Source organism: uncultured Georgenia sp., from assembly GCF_937958535.1.
Classification (GTDB): domain Bacteria; phylum Actinomycetota; class Actinomycetes; order Actinomycetales; family Actinomycetaceae; genus Oceanitalea.
Map to the genome: position 1 here is coordinate 1 of NZ_CALGNQ010000051.1, position 13056 is coordinate 13056.

Annotated in this window: 13 protein-coding genes; 4 read left to right on the top strand and 9 right to left on the bottom strand. The window is 74.2% G+C overall.

The annotated features are described in order from the left end of the window. Positions 1-336: prolyl oligopeptidase family serine peptidase (locus Q0195_RS03075; protein WP_299274363.1), on the top strand; the 336-nt coding region annotated here is incomplete at its 5' end. A gap of 208 nt (positions 337-544) precedes the next feature. On the opposite strand, the gene Q0195_RS03080 is transcribed toward Q0195_RS03075, so the two are convergent. The 5 genes from Q0195_RS03080 to hisC all read right to left on the bottom strand — a co-directional run bounded on the left by Q0195_RS03080 (position 545) and on the right by hisC (position 6096). After that, positions 545-2071, bottom strand: coding sequence for a dihydrolipoamide acetyltransferase family protein (locus Q0195_RS03080; RefSeq protein WP_299274367.1), 1527 nt, complete (start codon positions 2069-2071; stop codon positions 545-547). A gap of 8 nt (positions 2072-2079) precedes the next feature. Beyond that, complete coding sequence (locus tag Q0195_RS03085; protein ID WP_299274369.1) at positions 2080-3105, bottom strand: transketolase C-terminal domain-containing protein; 1026 nt, start codon at positions 3103-3105, stop codon at positions 2080-2082. Next, on the bottom strand, positions 3102-4247 hold the full coding sequence (gene pdhA / locus Q0195_RS03090) for a pyruvate dehydrogenase (acetyl-transferring) E1 component subunit alpha (protein ID WP_299274372.1): 1146 nt from the start codon (positions 4245-4247) through the stop codon (positions 3102-3104). Before pdhA ends, Q0195_RS03085 begins: the two co-directional genes overlap by 4 nt. 235 nt (positions 4248-4482) lie before the next feature. Next, a complete protein-coding gene (locus Q0195_RS03095; RefSeq protein ID WP_299274374.1) occupies positions 4483-4854 on the bottom strand; it encodes a carboxymuconolactone decarboxylase family protein in 372 nt (123 codons plus the stop codon). A gap of 147 nt (positions 4855-5001) precedes the next feature. After that, complete coding sequence (gene hisC, locus Q0195_RS03100) at positions 5002-6096, bottom strand: histidinol-phosphate transaminase (protein WP_299274377.1); 1095 nt, start codon at positions 6094-6096, stop codon at positions 5002-5004. A 51-nt stretch (positions 6097-6147) separates the two neighbouring features. On the opposite strand from hisC, the gene Q0195_RS03105 reads away from it, so the two are divergent. Further along, positions 6148-6519, top strand: a complete 372-nt coding sequence (locus Q0195_RS03105; protein WP_299274379.1) for a phage holin family protein — start codon at positions 6148-6150, stop codon at positions 6517-6519. A 1-nt stretch (position 6520) separates the two neighbouring features. Here the strand turns inward: Q0195_RS03105 and Q0195_RS03110 are convergent, their stop codons facing one another. Together Q0195_RS03110 and Q0195_RS03115 are read right to left on the bottom strand one after the other, a co-directional pair. Further along, a complete protein-coding gene (locus Q0195_RS03110; RefSeq protein WP_299274382.1) occupies positions 6521-8062 on the bottom strand; it encodes a hypothetical protein in 1542 nt (513 codons plus the stop codon). Then, a complete protein-coding gene (locus Q0195_RS03115) occupies positions 8059-8334 on the bottom strand; it encodes a hypothetical protein (protein ID WP_299274385.1) in 276 nt (91 codons plus the stop codon). Before Q0195_RS03115 ends, Q0195_RS03110 begins: the two co-directional genes overlap by 4 nt. 166 nt (positions 8335-8500) lie before the next feature. Here Q0195_RS03115 and Q0195_RS03120 point away from each other — a divergent pair, with 166 nt between their 5' ends. Then, on the top strand, positions 8501-9001 hold the full coding sequence (locus Q0195_RS03120; RefSeq protein WP_299274387.1) for a low molecular weight protein-tyrosine-phosphatase: 501 nt from the start codon (positions 8501-8503) through the stop codon (positions 8999-9001). Here the strand turns inward: Q0195_RS03120 and Q0195_RS03125 are convergent. Both Q0195_RS03125 and Q0195_RS03130 read right to left on the bottom strand, forming a co-directional pair. Next, positions 8985-10157 carry an FAD-dependent oxidoreductase gene (locus Q0195_RS03125; RefSeq protein ID WP_299274390.1) on the bottom strand — a complete coding sequence of 391 codons (1173 nt, stop codon included), beginning with the start codon at positions 10155-10157 and terminating at the stop codon, positions 8985-8987. The two genes, Q0195_RS03120 and Q0195_RS03125, sit on opposite strands and share 17 nt — an antisense overlap. 84 nt (positions 10158-10241) lie before the next feature. Continuing rightward, positions 10242-11171 carry an RNA polymerase sigma-70 factor gene (locus Q0195_RS03130; RefSeq protein WP_299274393.1) on the bottom strand — a complete coding sequence of 310 codons (930 nt, stop codon included), beginning with the start codon at positions 11169-11171 and terminating at the stop codon, positions 10242-10244. A 100-nt stretch (positions 11172-11271) separates the two neighbouring features. Between Q0195_RS03130 and purB the strand changes: the two genes are divergently transcribed. Continuing rightward, the gene (purB, locus tag Q0195_RS03135) at positions 11272-12780 is read left to right on the top strand and encodes an adenylosuccinate lyase (RefSeq protein ID WP_299274395.1); all 1509 of its coding nucleotides are present in this window, start codon (positions 11272-11274) and stop codon (positions 12778-12780) included. Positions 12781-13056: the final 276 nt, after the last annotated feature.

Here is a 13056-nt window from a genome sequence, read left to right on the forward strand (position 1 = left end):
GGCCGGGAGATGTCCCCGGAGATGGCGCTGGCCAACTCCCCGCACCTGCACGTGGAGAACATCCGCACCCCGATGCTCGTCATCCACGGGGACAAGGACTACCGGGTGCCCATCGGGGAGGGACTGCGGCTCTGGTACGAGCTGCTGTCGAAGTCCGGGCTGCCGGCCGACGAGGAGGGGCGCAGCCCGCACCGCTTCCTCTACTTCCCGGACGAGAACCACTGGATCCTCACCCCGCAGAACGCCAAGGTCTGGTACTCGGTGGTCGAGGCGTTCCTCGCCGAGCACGTCCTGGGCGCGGAGCCGGGCGACCTACCGCCCACGCTCGGCCTGTAGGGGCCGGCCCGGGCCCCTGCCGGTCGCTCGGTCTGCAGGGGCCCGCCCCCGCCGATCCATCCCGCGCGGGGGCACGTCCGGTCCTGCGGACCGCCGCGGCGCCACGTGCCGGATGTGCATCCCGTCGCGGGACGGGGGCTCGGGGTCCGTGGGACGGGGGCCCGGGGACGTGGGACGGCGCGGGCGGCGGTAGCGGGCTGGGGCGGGCTCAGCCCCAGACCAGGCCCATGTCCGGGTTCTCCAGCACGCGCGCGACGTCGGCGAGCACCCGCGAGCCGAGCTCTCCGTCCACCAGCCGGTGGTCGAAGGACAGCGCGAGCTGGGTGACCCAGCGCGGCCTGACCTTGTTCTTGTGCACCCACGGCTGCTTCCGGATGGCGCCGAAGGCGAGGATCGCCGACTCGCCGGGGTTGAGGATCGGGGTGCCGGTGTCGATCCCGAAGACGCCGACGTTGGTGATGGTGATCGTCCCGTCGCTCATGTCGGCCGGGGTGGTCCGTCCCGCCCGCGCTGTCGCGGTGAGCTCGGCGATCGCCGCGGCGAGCCCGTGCAGGTCGAGCCGGTGGGCGTCCTTGATGTTGGGCACGACGAGCCCGCGCGGGGTGGCCGCGGCGATGCCGAGGTTGATGTAGTGCTTGTAGACGATCTCCTGCGCCTCGTCGTCCCAGGAGGCGTTGATCTGCGGGTGGCGGCGCACCGCGAGGACGAGCGCCTTGGCCGCGAGCAGGAGTGGGGTGACGCGGACGTCGGCAAAGGCCGGGTCCTGCTTGAGCCGGGCGACGAGCTTCATCGAGCGGGTGACGTCCACCGTGTGGAAGACGGTGACGTGCGGGGCGGTGAAGGCCGACTCGACCATCGCCTCCGCGGTGCGGCGGCGCACCGACCGCACGGGCACGCGGGTGCGGCGGCCGTCGGCGGAGACGACACCGTCGGCGAGCCACGGCTGGTCGTCGCCCGGGTAGGTCGCCAGCTCCTCGGCACCGGAGCGCTCGGAGTGGGCGAGGACGTCCTCCCGGGTGACGATGCCCCCGGGGCCGGTGGCCGCGACCGCCGACAGGTCGACGCCCAGGTCCTTGGCGAGCTTGCGCACCGGGGGCTTGGCGAGCACGGCCGGGTCGGTGCGGCGGGTGCCGTCGCCGGCCCGCGGACCCGCTGTGGCCCCGGTCGGGGCACCGACCGCGGCGGGCGCTGCCGACAGCGCGGCCGGTTGCGAGGCGGGCCGGGCCGCGCCGTCTCCCGTCGCGGCGGGCGCCGCCGAGCTGCGGCCCGTAGCGGCAGGCGCCGCCGCGCTGCGATCCGTCGCGGCGCTACCCGAGGTGCCGGCGGGCGCGGGGGCCGTGTGGCGCCGGCGGCGCGCCACCGGTGCCTCCTTCGTGCCGTAGCCGACGAGGACGTCACCGCTCGTCGCGGCCTCACGCTGCGGCTCGGCCTCGCGCTCGGTCGCGGCCTGGTCCTCGGCGGGTGCCGCCCCGTCGCCCGGGGCCCCGCCCGGGTCGGTGTCGATGACGACGATCGGCGCCCCGACGGGCACCGTCTGCCCTTCCGCGACGAGGATCTCGGTGACCACACCTGCCCACGGGGCGGGCAGCTCGACGAGCGACTTCGCCGTCTCGATCTCCACGAGCGTCTGGTTGACGGTGACGGTGTCCCCGACGGCGACCCGCCACTCGGCGATCTCCGCCTCGGTGAGGCCCTCTCCGACGTCGGGAAGCTTGAACTGCTGGTAGCTCGGCACGTGACTCCTCAGTACGCCAGGGTCCGGTCGACGGCGTCGAGCACCCGGTCGAGACCGGGGAGGTACTCCTCCTCGAACGCGGACGCGGGGTAGGGGGTGTGGAAGCCGCCGACGCGCAGCACCGGGGCTTCCAGGTGGTAGAAGCACTCCTCGGTGACCCGGGCGGCCAGCTCGGCCCCCGCCCCGAAGAACATCGGGGCCTCGTGGGCGACGACCAGACGGCCGGTCCGCCGCACCGACGCCGCGACGGTGTCGACGTCGAGCGGGGAGACGGAGCGCAGGTCGACGACCTCGAGCTCGGCGCCCTCCGCGGCGGCCGCCTGCGCGGCGGCGAGGAGCGTCTTGACGGTCGGGCCGTACCCGGCAAGGGTCGCGTCGCGCCCGGGACGCACGACGCGGGCGGTGTGCAGGCCGGTGGTCACCGCCGCTTCACCCAGGTCCACGGGCGCCTCGACGTCGACCTCACCGCGCTCCCAGTAGCGGGCCTTGGGCTCGAGGAAGATCACCGGGTCGGGCGAGGCGATCGCCTGCTGGACCATCGTGAAGGCGTCGGCGCTGGTGGCGGGGGTGACGACGCGCAGGCCGGCGGTGTGGGCGAAGAGCGCCTCGGGAGACTCGCTGTGGTGCTCGATGGAGCGGATGCCGCCCCCGTAGGGGATGCGGACGACCACGGGCACCTGCACCCGGCCCTGCGTCCGGTAGGAGAGCTTGGCGAGCTGGGTGGTGATCTGGTCGAAGCCCGGGAAGACGAAGCCGTCGAACTGGATCTCGCAGACGGGGCGGTAGCCGGCCATCGCCAGGCCGATCGCGGTGCCGATGATCCCGGACTCGGCGAGCGGGGTGTCGACGACCCGGTCGCGGCCGAACTCCTTCTGCAGCCCGTCGGTGACCCGGAAGACCCCGCCGAGCGGGCCGATGTCCTCCCCCATGAGGAGCACCCGGTCGTCGCGGCGCATCGCGGCGCGCAGCCCGGCATTGATCGCCCTGGCCATCGGCAGGGCGGTGGGTGCGGGGGCGGCGGTGGTCGCCGTCATCGCTCGTCCTCCTCGAAGGAGCTGCGGTACTCCGCGTACCAGGCCCGCTCGGCGGCGACCTGCGGGTGGGGCGCAGCATAGACGTGGTCGAACATCGTCTCCGGGCCGGCGGGGGCGAGGGCCCGGCAGTACTCGCGGGTGGCCTCGCCGAGCGCGTCGGCGGCGGCCTCGACCTCGGCGAGGAACGCGTCGTCGGCGTGACCCTGGGCGGTGAGGTACGTGCGCAGCCGGACGATGGGGTCGCGTCGGCGCCAGTACTCCTCCTCGGCGCTGGTGCGGTAGCGCGTCGGGTCGTCGGCGGTGGTGTGGGCGCCCATCCGGTAGGTGTAGGCCTCGATGAAGGTGGGGCCGCCGCCGCTGCGGGCGCGGTCGAGCGCCTCGGCGGTGACCGCGTAGCTGGCCAGCACGTCGTTGCCGTCCACCCGCACCGACGGGATACCCACGCCGGTGCCGCGGCGGGCGAGCGGCACGGTGCTCTGCCCGCTCGTCGGCACGGAGATCGCCCACTGGTTGTTCTGGCAGACGAAGACGACGGGCGCGTTGTTGACGGCGGCGAAGACCATCGCCTCGTGGACGTCGCCCTGGGAGGTGGCGCCGTCGCCGAAGTAGACGACGACGGCGCGGTCGCGCTCGGGGTCGCCGGTGCCGACGTCGCCGTCGCGCTGCACGCCCATGGCGTACCCGGTCGCGTGCAGTGTGTGGGCCCCGATGACGAAGGTGTAGACGTGGAAGTTGTGGGCCGCGGGGTCCCAGCCGCCGTGCTCGATGCCGCGGAAGACCCGCATGAGCTCACGCATGTCCATCCCCCTGGTGTGGGCGACGGCGTGCTCGCGGTAGGAGGGGAAGACGAAGTCCTGCGGCCTCATCGCCCGGCCGGAGCCGACCTGGGCGGCCTCCTGGCCCAGGCTGGGTGGCCACAGCCCCAGCTCGCCCTGCCGCTGCAGGGCGGTCGCCTCGGCGTCGAAGCGGCGCGCCAGCACCATGTCGCGGTAGAGGCCGCGGAGCTCGGCGGGTCCGAGGTCGGCGACCCACGCGTCGTAACGACTGTGGTCCAGGCGCCGACCCTCCGGGTCGAGGAGCTGGACGAGCGTGTCGGGATCTGCCGTGCTGCTCGCCTCAGGGCGCGGTGTCAGTGTGTCCATGGTGGTGACCACCTCCATCGGTCCTGCCTCCTCCCGCCCGGGGGTCGGCCCCGAACCTACGCCAGCGTAGGCTACGGAACCGTAACCTGCGCTTGTAGAAGGGCTACAGAACCTCGCGGCGCCAGTTGTCGGGGCTGCGTCCGTAGCGGATCACCGGTCTGCTCACCGCCGGTGACGGAGTTCTTCACTGGTAGCGCTACGTCGGGCGCACGTCGACGGTGCGCGTCCTCCCGGCTCAGTCGGCGAACGCGGCCTTGAGGCAGCGCATCGCGGCCAGCACCTTGGGCACGCCGATGTAGGGCATGAGGTGGACGAGGCACTCGGCCACCTCCTCCCGGCTCATCCCGGCGACCTCCACCGCGGTGCGGATGTGGCCCGTGAGCTGCGGCTCCGTCCCGCCCATGGCGGCGAGCGCGGCCATGTTCAGCATCTGCCGGTCGCGCAGCTCGAGCCCCGCGCGCTGGTAGGTGCCGCCGAAGACGGCCTCGACGACCCAGTCCGAGGCGCCCGGGGCGTACTCGTCCAGCTGCTGCCGCCAGGCCGCGGCCGCCTCGGGGGACTGGGTCTCCTCGACGAACTGCAGGCCCTTGCTCATGCTCACACTCACGGGTCCACCTCATTCTCTCCACGGGTACGGGTGCGCCTCCGCGTCGAGGCGGTGCCTCCGCGAGGTCCCGCAGGACCGGCTCCGCGAAGGTCCCGTCGAGCATCCTCAGGTGCCGGCCCGGGTGTCAAAACCGACCCGGCCCGCGCCTCAGACCGACGGGGCCACCGCGCTGCGCCGGCCGAGCCACTGGCGGGCGAGGGCGATGACGGCGTCGTTGCCCTCGTTCTCCCCGACGCTGACCCGGACGCCCTCGCCGTCGAACGCCCGCACCATCGCCCCGCTCAGCGCCGACTCGCGCGCGAACGCCGCGGCGTGCCGGCCGACCGCGAGCCAGTAGAAGTTGCCCTGCGTCTCGGGCACCGTCCAGCCGGCCGCTCGGAGCTCGGCCACCACCCGGGCGCGCTCCTGCACGATCCGGTCGCACCGGTCGCGGACGAGGTCCGTCTCCCGCAGCGCGGCCAGCGCGGCGGCCTGCCCGAGCGCGTTGACCCCGAAGGGGGTGGAAGCCGCCCGCAGGCCGCGGATGAGCCGGGGCCGGGCCACCGCGTAGCCCACCCGCAGCCCGGCGAGCCCGTAGGCCTTGGAGAAGGTGCGCAGGACGAGGACGTTCTTGAACTCGGCGGCCAGCGCCAGGCCGTCGGTGGCGGCCCCGTCCCGGACGAACTCGACGTAGGCCTCGTCGACCACGACGAGCACCTCCCGGGGCACCCGGGCGAGGAAGGCACGCATCTCGTCGTCGTGGACGACGGTGCCGGTGGGGTTGTTCGGCGTGCACACGAGGACGACGCGGGTGCGCTCGGTGATGGCGTCGGCCATGGCGGTGAGGTCGTGGCTGCCGTCGGCGCGCAGCGGGACGGGCACCCCGGTGGCGCCGGCGACCTGGATCGCGATCGGGTAGGCCTCGAAGGACCGCCAGGCGTGGACCACCTCGTCGCCGGGCCCGCACGCCGCCTTGAGCACCGTCTCGAGCACGGCGACCGAGCCGTTGCCCACGGCGATGCGCTCGGCCTCGGTGCCGAGGTGGGCGGCGATCGCGCCGACGAGCTCGGTGGCGTACATGTCGGGGTAGCGGTTGAGGTCGGCGGCGGCGTCGGACACGGCGCTGAGCACGGCCGGAGACGGCGGGAACGGGTTCTCGTTGGACGAGAGCTTGTACGCGGAGCCGCCCGCGGGTGGACGCTGGCCCGGGACGTAGGCCGGCAGGGAGTGGATGTCCTCGCGGAAGCGGAACGCTGGTGCCATGCCGTCATGATCCCACCCCGGCCGAGGTGCTCGGCGTGCGACGATGTGCCGATGCGGTTCCTCGTACGTCTCGTCGTGAACTCGGTGGCGATCTGGCTCACCTCGCTCTTCCTCTCGGGGATCTCGCTGCCGGAGGCCGAGGGCTGGGAGCAGGTGCTCGTCGTCGGGGTGGTCGGGCTGGTGTTCACCCTCGTCAACCTCGTCGTCAAGCCGGTCGTCAGCCTCTTCGCGCTGCCGCTGACGATCCTCACCCTCGGGCTCTTCAGCCTCGTCATCAACGCCCTGATGCTCCTGCTCACCAGCTGGCTGACGAGCTTCACCGAGTGGCACCTCGTCGTCGACGGCTTCTGGTGGGCGCTGCTCGCAGCGCTGATCATCTCGGTGATCAGCTGGGTGCTCAACGCGGTGCTCTCGCGCGACTGACTCACCCCCGCTCCAGGGTGTAGGCGGTGGCCGTCACCCGGGCCCCGGGCCCGCCGGAGATGGCGGCCAGCCGCCGCGCCACGTGGGTCACCGAGGGCTCGCCCGCCGCGAGGGCGAGCTCGGCCGTGCGCGCGTACTCCGCGATGGAGTGGGACTCGGCGGGCGGGACGGCGAAGCGCAGCTCACCGGTGGTGCCGGTGGCCAGTGACCGGCTCACGGTCGTGCGCGCCGGTTCTGCCGGGTTGGAGGCGCCGTCCAGGCCCAGGATCGGGTCCTCCACGTGCTCGAGGTGGAGCAGCTCGGTGTCCGCGGGCGTGCGGAGGTGGCCCACCGGGGACCCGGCCGTCACCACCGTCGTGATGGTGAAGCGGTGGCGGAGCAGCGGGTCAGCCGCCAGCCGGGCGGCCACCAGCCCGCCCTGGCTGAAGCCGACGACCGCCACCGGCTCACCGGGCCGGATGCCGGCGAGCTCCATCGCACGGGCGGCGCCGATCTCGACGTCACTGACCAGCTCGCCGTAGGCCTCGACATTCGTCAGGTTGTCCACCGGGTTGCGGCCGCCCGGGGCCATCGCCTGGGTGCTCGGCAGCAGGACGGTCCAGCTGCGGGTGCCGTCGGGGTGGTCCGTGCGCCGGACCTCGAGCGTACCGGGGGCGGCGCCGTGGTCCTGGTGGATGTCGTGCAGTGCGGTGAGCACCGCGGGGAGGTCCGGTGCCGGGGGCACAAGCCGGGACGGCGCGACCGTCACCCGCAGGTCGGTCGCCGTGCCGGGGGTGCGGCCGGTGAGGCCGTGGAAGCCCATGGTGACCGGGATGACGAGCCGCTGCGCCGCGGTGAGCGCGTCCGGGTCGAGCCGGCGGCCGTCGTAGGTGAACGGGCGGGGCACGAGGAACCACGGGATGACGTACTGCCCGTGCTCGCCCAGCTCGCGCACCGCGCGGTCCAGGGCGACGGCGTCGGGCGGCAGGTGCTCGTCACCGACGACGGCGTTGACGAGCGCGCCGGCCCCGGCGAGCAGGGCCTGACCCGGGGTGCGCGGCCGGAAGCCGGGCAGCCGCCCGACCAGCGCGAGACGGCCGCCCACCGACACGCCGGCGTGGAGGAGAGAGAGCTGGTAGACGAGCAGGCGCAGGTACCCCACCCACGAGGGAGCGGGTCCCCGGACGTGCGCCGCCAGCTCGGCCTCCTCGTAGAGGACGCGGGCGTACCGCAGCGCGACCAGGAGCGCACCGGCCTCCTCGTTCAACCGGTGCACGCCCCACCAGCCGTGGAGGGCGGCGTCGACGGCGGCCTCGGCGCGGGCGGCGGCGCCCGGGGCGAGCGTGGCGTCGAGCGCGAGGTCGCGCTGGGCGGCGGACAGGGCCGCCGCGAGCTGGGCGGTGTCTTGCACGACCTCCTCCAGCCGGCCCTCGATGTGGCGCAGCTCCGCGACGTCCACCCGGGTGGCCCCCACCCCGCCCCGGACGTGGACGGAGGTGCGGTGCCGCCCATCGGCCGGGAGGGGGGTGCCGTCGCCGTCGTGGCTGTGGAGCAGGGCGGTCACCGGTCCTCCCACGCCCGCGCCACCGCGGCCGACATCTCGGCGGCCCGTTCCCGGGCGGTGGCGAGCAGCTCACCGAGCCGGTCGGCGTGGAGGAGCAGGTCCTCCAGGCGGGCGGTGAACTCGTCGGCGGCCGAGGACTGCCACTGCTCCGGGAACGCCCCGCGCAGATGGTGCACGACGACGGCGAGCACGCGCTGCGCGTCACCGACGGAGACGCAGCCCTCCCCGGCCCCGCCCCAGCCGTCGACCACGACGGGCGTGCAGCTCGTCATCGTCCTTCCCCTTTCGTCGGGTGCCGGCCCGACGCTAGGGCGACCAGCCGTCCCCGGATCGGCGCGTCCCGGCCGCGCTGGGGACGCCGTCGTCGGCACTGGAGCCTGTGGCGCACCGGGCCCCAAGTCGGTGGCTTTCCCCGGCGGGGCGGGCGAGAATGCCGCCATGTCGCCCTTCACCGTCTCCTTCGTCTGCACCGGGAACATCTGCCGCTCGCCCATGGGGGAGGTCATCCTCCGTGACCTCCTGGAACGCGAGGGGCTCGGTGAGCGGGTCCGGGTCGTCTCGGCCGGTACCGGCGACTGGCACGTCGGCGGCCCCGCAGACCCGCGCACGGTCAGCACGCTGCGCCGGTTCGGCCTGGACGGCGAGAGCCACGTCGCGCGCCAGTTCGTCGCCGAGAGCTTCCGGGAGGTCGACCTCGTCCTCGCCCTGGACCGCAGTCACGAACGGTTCCTCCGCTCCCTCGCACCGACGAGCGAGGACGCGGACAAGGTCCATCTCCTGCGCAGCTTCGACGAGGCTGCGGTCGCGGCGGGCGAGCTCGAGGTCGACGACCCCTACTTCGGTGAGGACGCCGACTTCGTCACCACCTACGAGGAGGTCCTGCCCGCCTGCGAGGGCCTCGTGGCGCACCTCAAGGAGCGGCTCAGCGTCGCGAGCTGAGCAGACGCGGCTGCCGACCGGTGAGGGAGGCCCGCCTGGGCCACACCGCACTGCCCGGCCGCACGCCCTCCAGCCGCAGGGCGAGCACCGCGCCGGTGAGGCCGGCGTCCTTGAGCCGCGCGGCGAGCCGGCCCGCGAACACCGTCTCCCTCGGTGAGTCGTCCCGCTCGGTGAGCTGGACGGTGGCCACGGTCCGGCCGACGCTCACCCCGATGGCGTAGAAGCCGAGGTCGACGGCGGCCGGTCGGGTCCCGGCGACACGGCTCAGCACCGTGTCGGCGGCCATCGCCCCGAGCGGTGCGGCCGACCGGCAGCCCATCGACAGGGCCGGACCGGCGGGCGCGACGGCGTCACCGGCGCCGACGACGCGGTCGTCGTCCACGCTGGTGAGCGTCTCGTCGGTGAGGAGGCGGCCGCGCCCGTCCGTCGACAGGCCGCTGGCACCGGCGAGGCCGGAGGGGGTGAAGCCGCCCGCCCACACCGTCACCGGCCCGGCCAGGAGGGCGCCGTCGTCGAGGACGACGGCGTCCGGCCGCACCTCCCGCACGGCGCGCTGCTCGACGACGTCGACGCCCAGCCCCGCGAGCTGGGCGGCCATGGTGCGGCGTGCCCGTCCGCCGAGGGTGGGGGCGAGTCGGCCCCCGCAGACCATCCGGACGGCGCGACCCGCCGCGGCCAGCTCGGCGGCCGTCTCGATGCCGGTCGGGCCGCCGCCGACGACGGTGACGGGCGTGGTGGGCGGCAGACCGACGAGGGCGGAGCGCAGGCGCCGGGCGCCGTCCAGGGAGGCGACGTCGTGGGCGTGGGCGATCCCGGGCAGCGGGGCCGCGGGCGGTGCCGTGCTCCCGGCGGCATAGACGAGGTGGTCGTAGCCCAGGTCCGTGCCGGAGGCGAGGTGGACGGTGCGGGTGGCGGCGTCGACCCGGGCCACGGTGTCGACGACGAGCCGGACGCCCGGGGCGAGGAGCCCGGCGAGGTCGGTGGTGGCCCGGTGCGTGCCCGAGACCAGGCGGTGCAGGCGGGTGCGCTCGACGAACTCGGGCCGCGGGTTGACGACCGTGACCGCGACGTCGGGCCGGCGGCGCAGCCGGTTGGCGGCCATCGTGCCGGCGTACCCGGCACCGATGACGACGACGTGGTGACGTGGGGTGACCATGGGGTCCTCCGTTTGTCCTCGGGTGCATGGCTGTGCCCCCGAGACACGGCAGCACGCCGTGCCGTGACATGCGGCGGGTGCGGCTCAGGTGGGGCGGGCCTCCCGGCCCGCGGCGCGGAACTCCGCGGCGAGCGCCCAGACGTCGGCGACCGGGCCGAGGTGGGCGAGCTTGTCCGGGTTGGCGACGTTGCGGATGGTCCGCACCCGGCCGTCGACGATGTCGAGCGCGAGCGCCTGCAGCACCCGGCCCTCCCGGTCGCGTGCCAGGGCCCCGGGCTGGCCGTTGACCTCGCACTGCTCGAGCGTGACGCCCACGCGGCGCAGCCGCGGGGCACCCGCCACCACGACCCGCAGCACCCTGTCCGCCCCGACCACCGCGCGGGGCAGGGCGGGGGCCTTGCCGCCCGCGTCGCTGACGAGCTCGACATCGGCGGCGAGCAGCTCGCGCAGGCCGTCGACGTCGCCGGCGGTGAAGGCGGCGAAGAACCGGGCCGCCAGGGCGTCGCGCTCCTCCCGGTCCGTCTCGAAGCGCGGGCGGCCCTCGTCCACGTGCCGTCGGGCGCGGACGGCCAGCTGCCGGCAGGCGGCCTCGGAGCGCTCGACGGTGGCGGCGATCTCGGGGAAGGAGAAGCCGAAGACGTCCCGGAGCACGAAGACGGCCCGCTCGAGGGGGCTGAGCCGCTCGAGCAGCACCAGGGCCGCCATCGAGACGGTGTCGGCCAGCTCGGCGGAGCGCTCCGGGTCCTGGTACGGGTCCTCGAGCAGCGGCTCGGGGAACCACTCCCCGACGTATTGCTCACGCCGCACCCGCGCGGACCGCAGGACGTTGAGCGACACCCGCGTGACGATGGTCGACAGGAACGCCTTGGGCGACAGCGGCCGGGTCGGTGAGGTCTCGTAGCGCAGCCACGTCTCCTGCACGGCGTCCTCGGCCTCGCTCACGCTGCCCAGGATCCGGTACGCGATCGAGAACAGCAGCGGGCGCAGGTCCTCGAACTCCTCGGTGCGCGTCATCGTCCCTCCCCGGTGTCCAGCGTGCCCGTCGTCCCTGGGACACGACAGCCGGGCGGGCTGTGACACCGGCCGACCCCGCGGCTCTGGGAGACTGTCCCCCATGAGCGAGCAGCACAGCAGCCCGTCCTCCGCCGGCCTCGCCGGGACCGGCACCGGCGCCGCACCGGGCCGTCACCGCGTCTCCCTGGCGGAGATCGAGCCCCCGATCGCGCTCGGACCGCTGGACGGACGCTACCGGCAGGTCGTCGCACCCCTCGTCGACCACCTCTCGGAGGCGGCGCTGAACCGGGCCCGGCTCGACGTCGAGGTCTCCTGGCTCGTCCACCTCACCACCACCGGCGCCCTGCCCGGCGCGCCCGCGCTGCGGGAGGCGGACGTCGCCTACCTGCGCGGTATCGTCGACTCCTTCGGGGCGGCGGAGATCGCCGAGCTCGCCGAGATCGAGCGCGAGACACGGCACGACGTCAAGGCGGTGGAGTACTTCCTCAAGCGCCGCCTCGCCGCCGCGGCGGAGGCGCTGGGCCCGGACAGCCCACTGCCCCGGGTGAGCGAGATCGTCCACATCTTCTGCACCAGCGAGGACATCAACAACCTCGCCTACGCGATGACGATCCGGGACGCCGTCCGCCAGGTGTGGCTGCCCGCCGCGATCGGCCTGGTCGGCGACCTGGCCGAGATGGCGCGGCAGACCGCCGAGCTGCCCATGCTCTCCCGCACCCACGGGCAGACCGCGACCCCGACGACGCTCGGCAAGGAGCTCGCGGTGCTCACCACCCGGCTGCGCCGCCAGCTGCGGCGGGTCTCCACGGCCGAGTTCCTCGGCAAGATCAACGGCGCTACCGGGACCTACGGGGCCCACGTCGTCTCCGTGCCCGAGACCGACTGGCAGGCGGTCTCCCGCTCGTTCGTCGAGGGGCTCGGGCTCACCTGGAACCCGCTGACCACGCAGATCGAGCCGCACGACTGGCAGGCCGAGCTCTACGCCGACATCGCGCGCTTCAACCGCGTGCTGCACAACCTGTGCACCGACGTCTGGACCTACATCTCGCTCGGCTACTTCCGCCAGCGGCTCTCGGCGCAGGGGTCGACCGGCTCCTCGACCATGCCGCACAAGGTCAACCCGATCCGTTTCGAGAACGCCGAGGCGAACCTGGAGATCTCCTGCGCGCTGCTCGACACGCTCGGTGCCACGCTCGTCACCTCCCGGCTGCAGCGCGACCTCACCGACTCGACGACGCAGCGCAACATCGGGGTGGCGATCGGCCACTCGCTGCTCGCCGTGGACAACGTGCGCCGCGGGCTGGCCGGCCTCGACGTCGACACCGCGGCCCTCGAGCGGGACCTCGACGCCTCGTGGGAGGTGCTCGGGGAGGCGGTGCAGTCGGCGATGCGGGCCGCGTCGGTCGCCGGCGCCGAGGGCATGACCGACCCCTACGAGCGACTCAAGGAGCTCACCCGCGGGCGCCAGGTGGACGCCGAGGGGATGCGAGCGGTCATCACCGGGATGGGGCTGCCGAAGGACGTCGAGGAGCGCCTGCTGGCACTGACCCCGGCGGACTACACGGGCCTGGCCGCGTCCCTCGTCGACCACCTCGACGACCCCGTCTGAGCGTACGTCCCACGCATGCCGCCCCGATCGGGGCCCAGCTGCCGGTAGGAAGTGAGCGCTCGCTGAGAAGTGAGCGCTCGGTGGGAAAGTGAGCGCTCGCTGAGAAGTGAGCGCTCGGCGAGAAGTGAGCTGCCGGCGAGAAGTGAGCTCTCGGTGGGAAACGAGCTGCCGGCGAGAAGTGAGCTCTCGGTGGGAAACGAGCTGCCGGTGGCAAGTGAGCGCTCGGTGGGACGTGGGCTCTCGGTGGGGGCGCCGGGCGGGTGGTCTGCGGGGACG

What these genes read in the sequence shown, in the direction of transcription:
- hisC (WP_299274377.1), bottom strand. Translation starts at nt 6,096, where the DNA reads ATGGCACCAGCGTTCCGCTTCCGCGAGGACATCCACTCCCTGCCGGCC.
- Q0195_RS03085 (WP_299274369.1), bottom strand. Translation starts at nt 3,105, where the DNA reads ATGACGGCGACCACCGCCGCCCCCGCACCCACCGCCCTGCCGATGGCC.
- pdhA (WP_299274372.1), bottom strand. Translation starts at nt 4,247, where the DNA reads ATGGACACACTGACACCGCGCCCTGAGGCGAGCAGCACGGCAGATCCC.
- purB (WP_299274395.1), top strand. Translation starts at nt 11,272, where the DNA reads ATGAGCGAGCAGCACAGCAGCCCGTCCTCCGCCGGCCTCGCCGGGACC.
- Q0195_RS03105 (WP_299274379.1), top strand. Translation starts at nt 6,148, where the DNA reads ATGCGGTTCCTCGTACGTCTCGTCGTGAACTCGGTGGCGATCTGGCTC.
- Q0195_RS03125 (WP_299274390.1), bottom strand. Translation starts at nt 10,157, where the DNA reads ATGGTCACCCCACGTCACCACGTCGTCGTCATCGGTGCCGGGTACGCC.
- Q0195_RS03115 (WP_299274385.1), bottom strand. Translation starts at nt 8,334, where the DNA reads ATGACGAGCTGCACGCCCGTCGTGGTCGACGGCTGGGGCGGGGCCGGG.
- Q0195_RS03130 (WP_299274393.1), bottom strand. Translation starts at nt 11,171, where the DNA reads ATGACGCGCACCGAGGAGTTCGAGGACCTGCGCCCGCTGCTGTTCTCG.
- Q0195_RS03120 (WP_299274387.1), top strand. Translation starts at nt 8,501, where the DNA reads ATGTCGCCCTTCACCGTCTCCTTCGTCTGCACCGGGAACATCTGCCGC.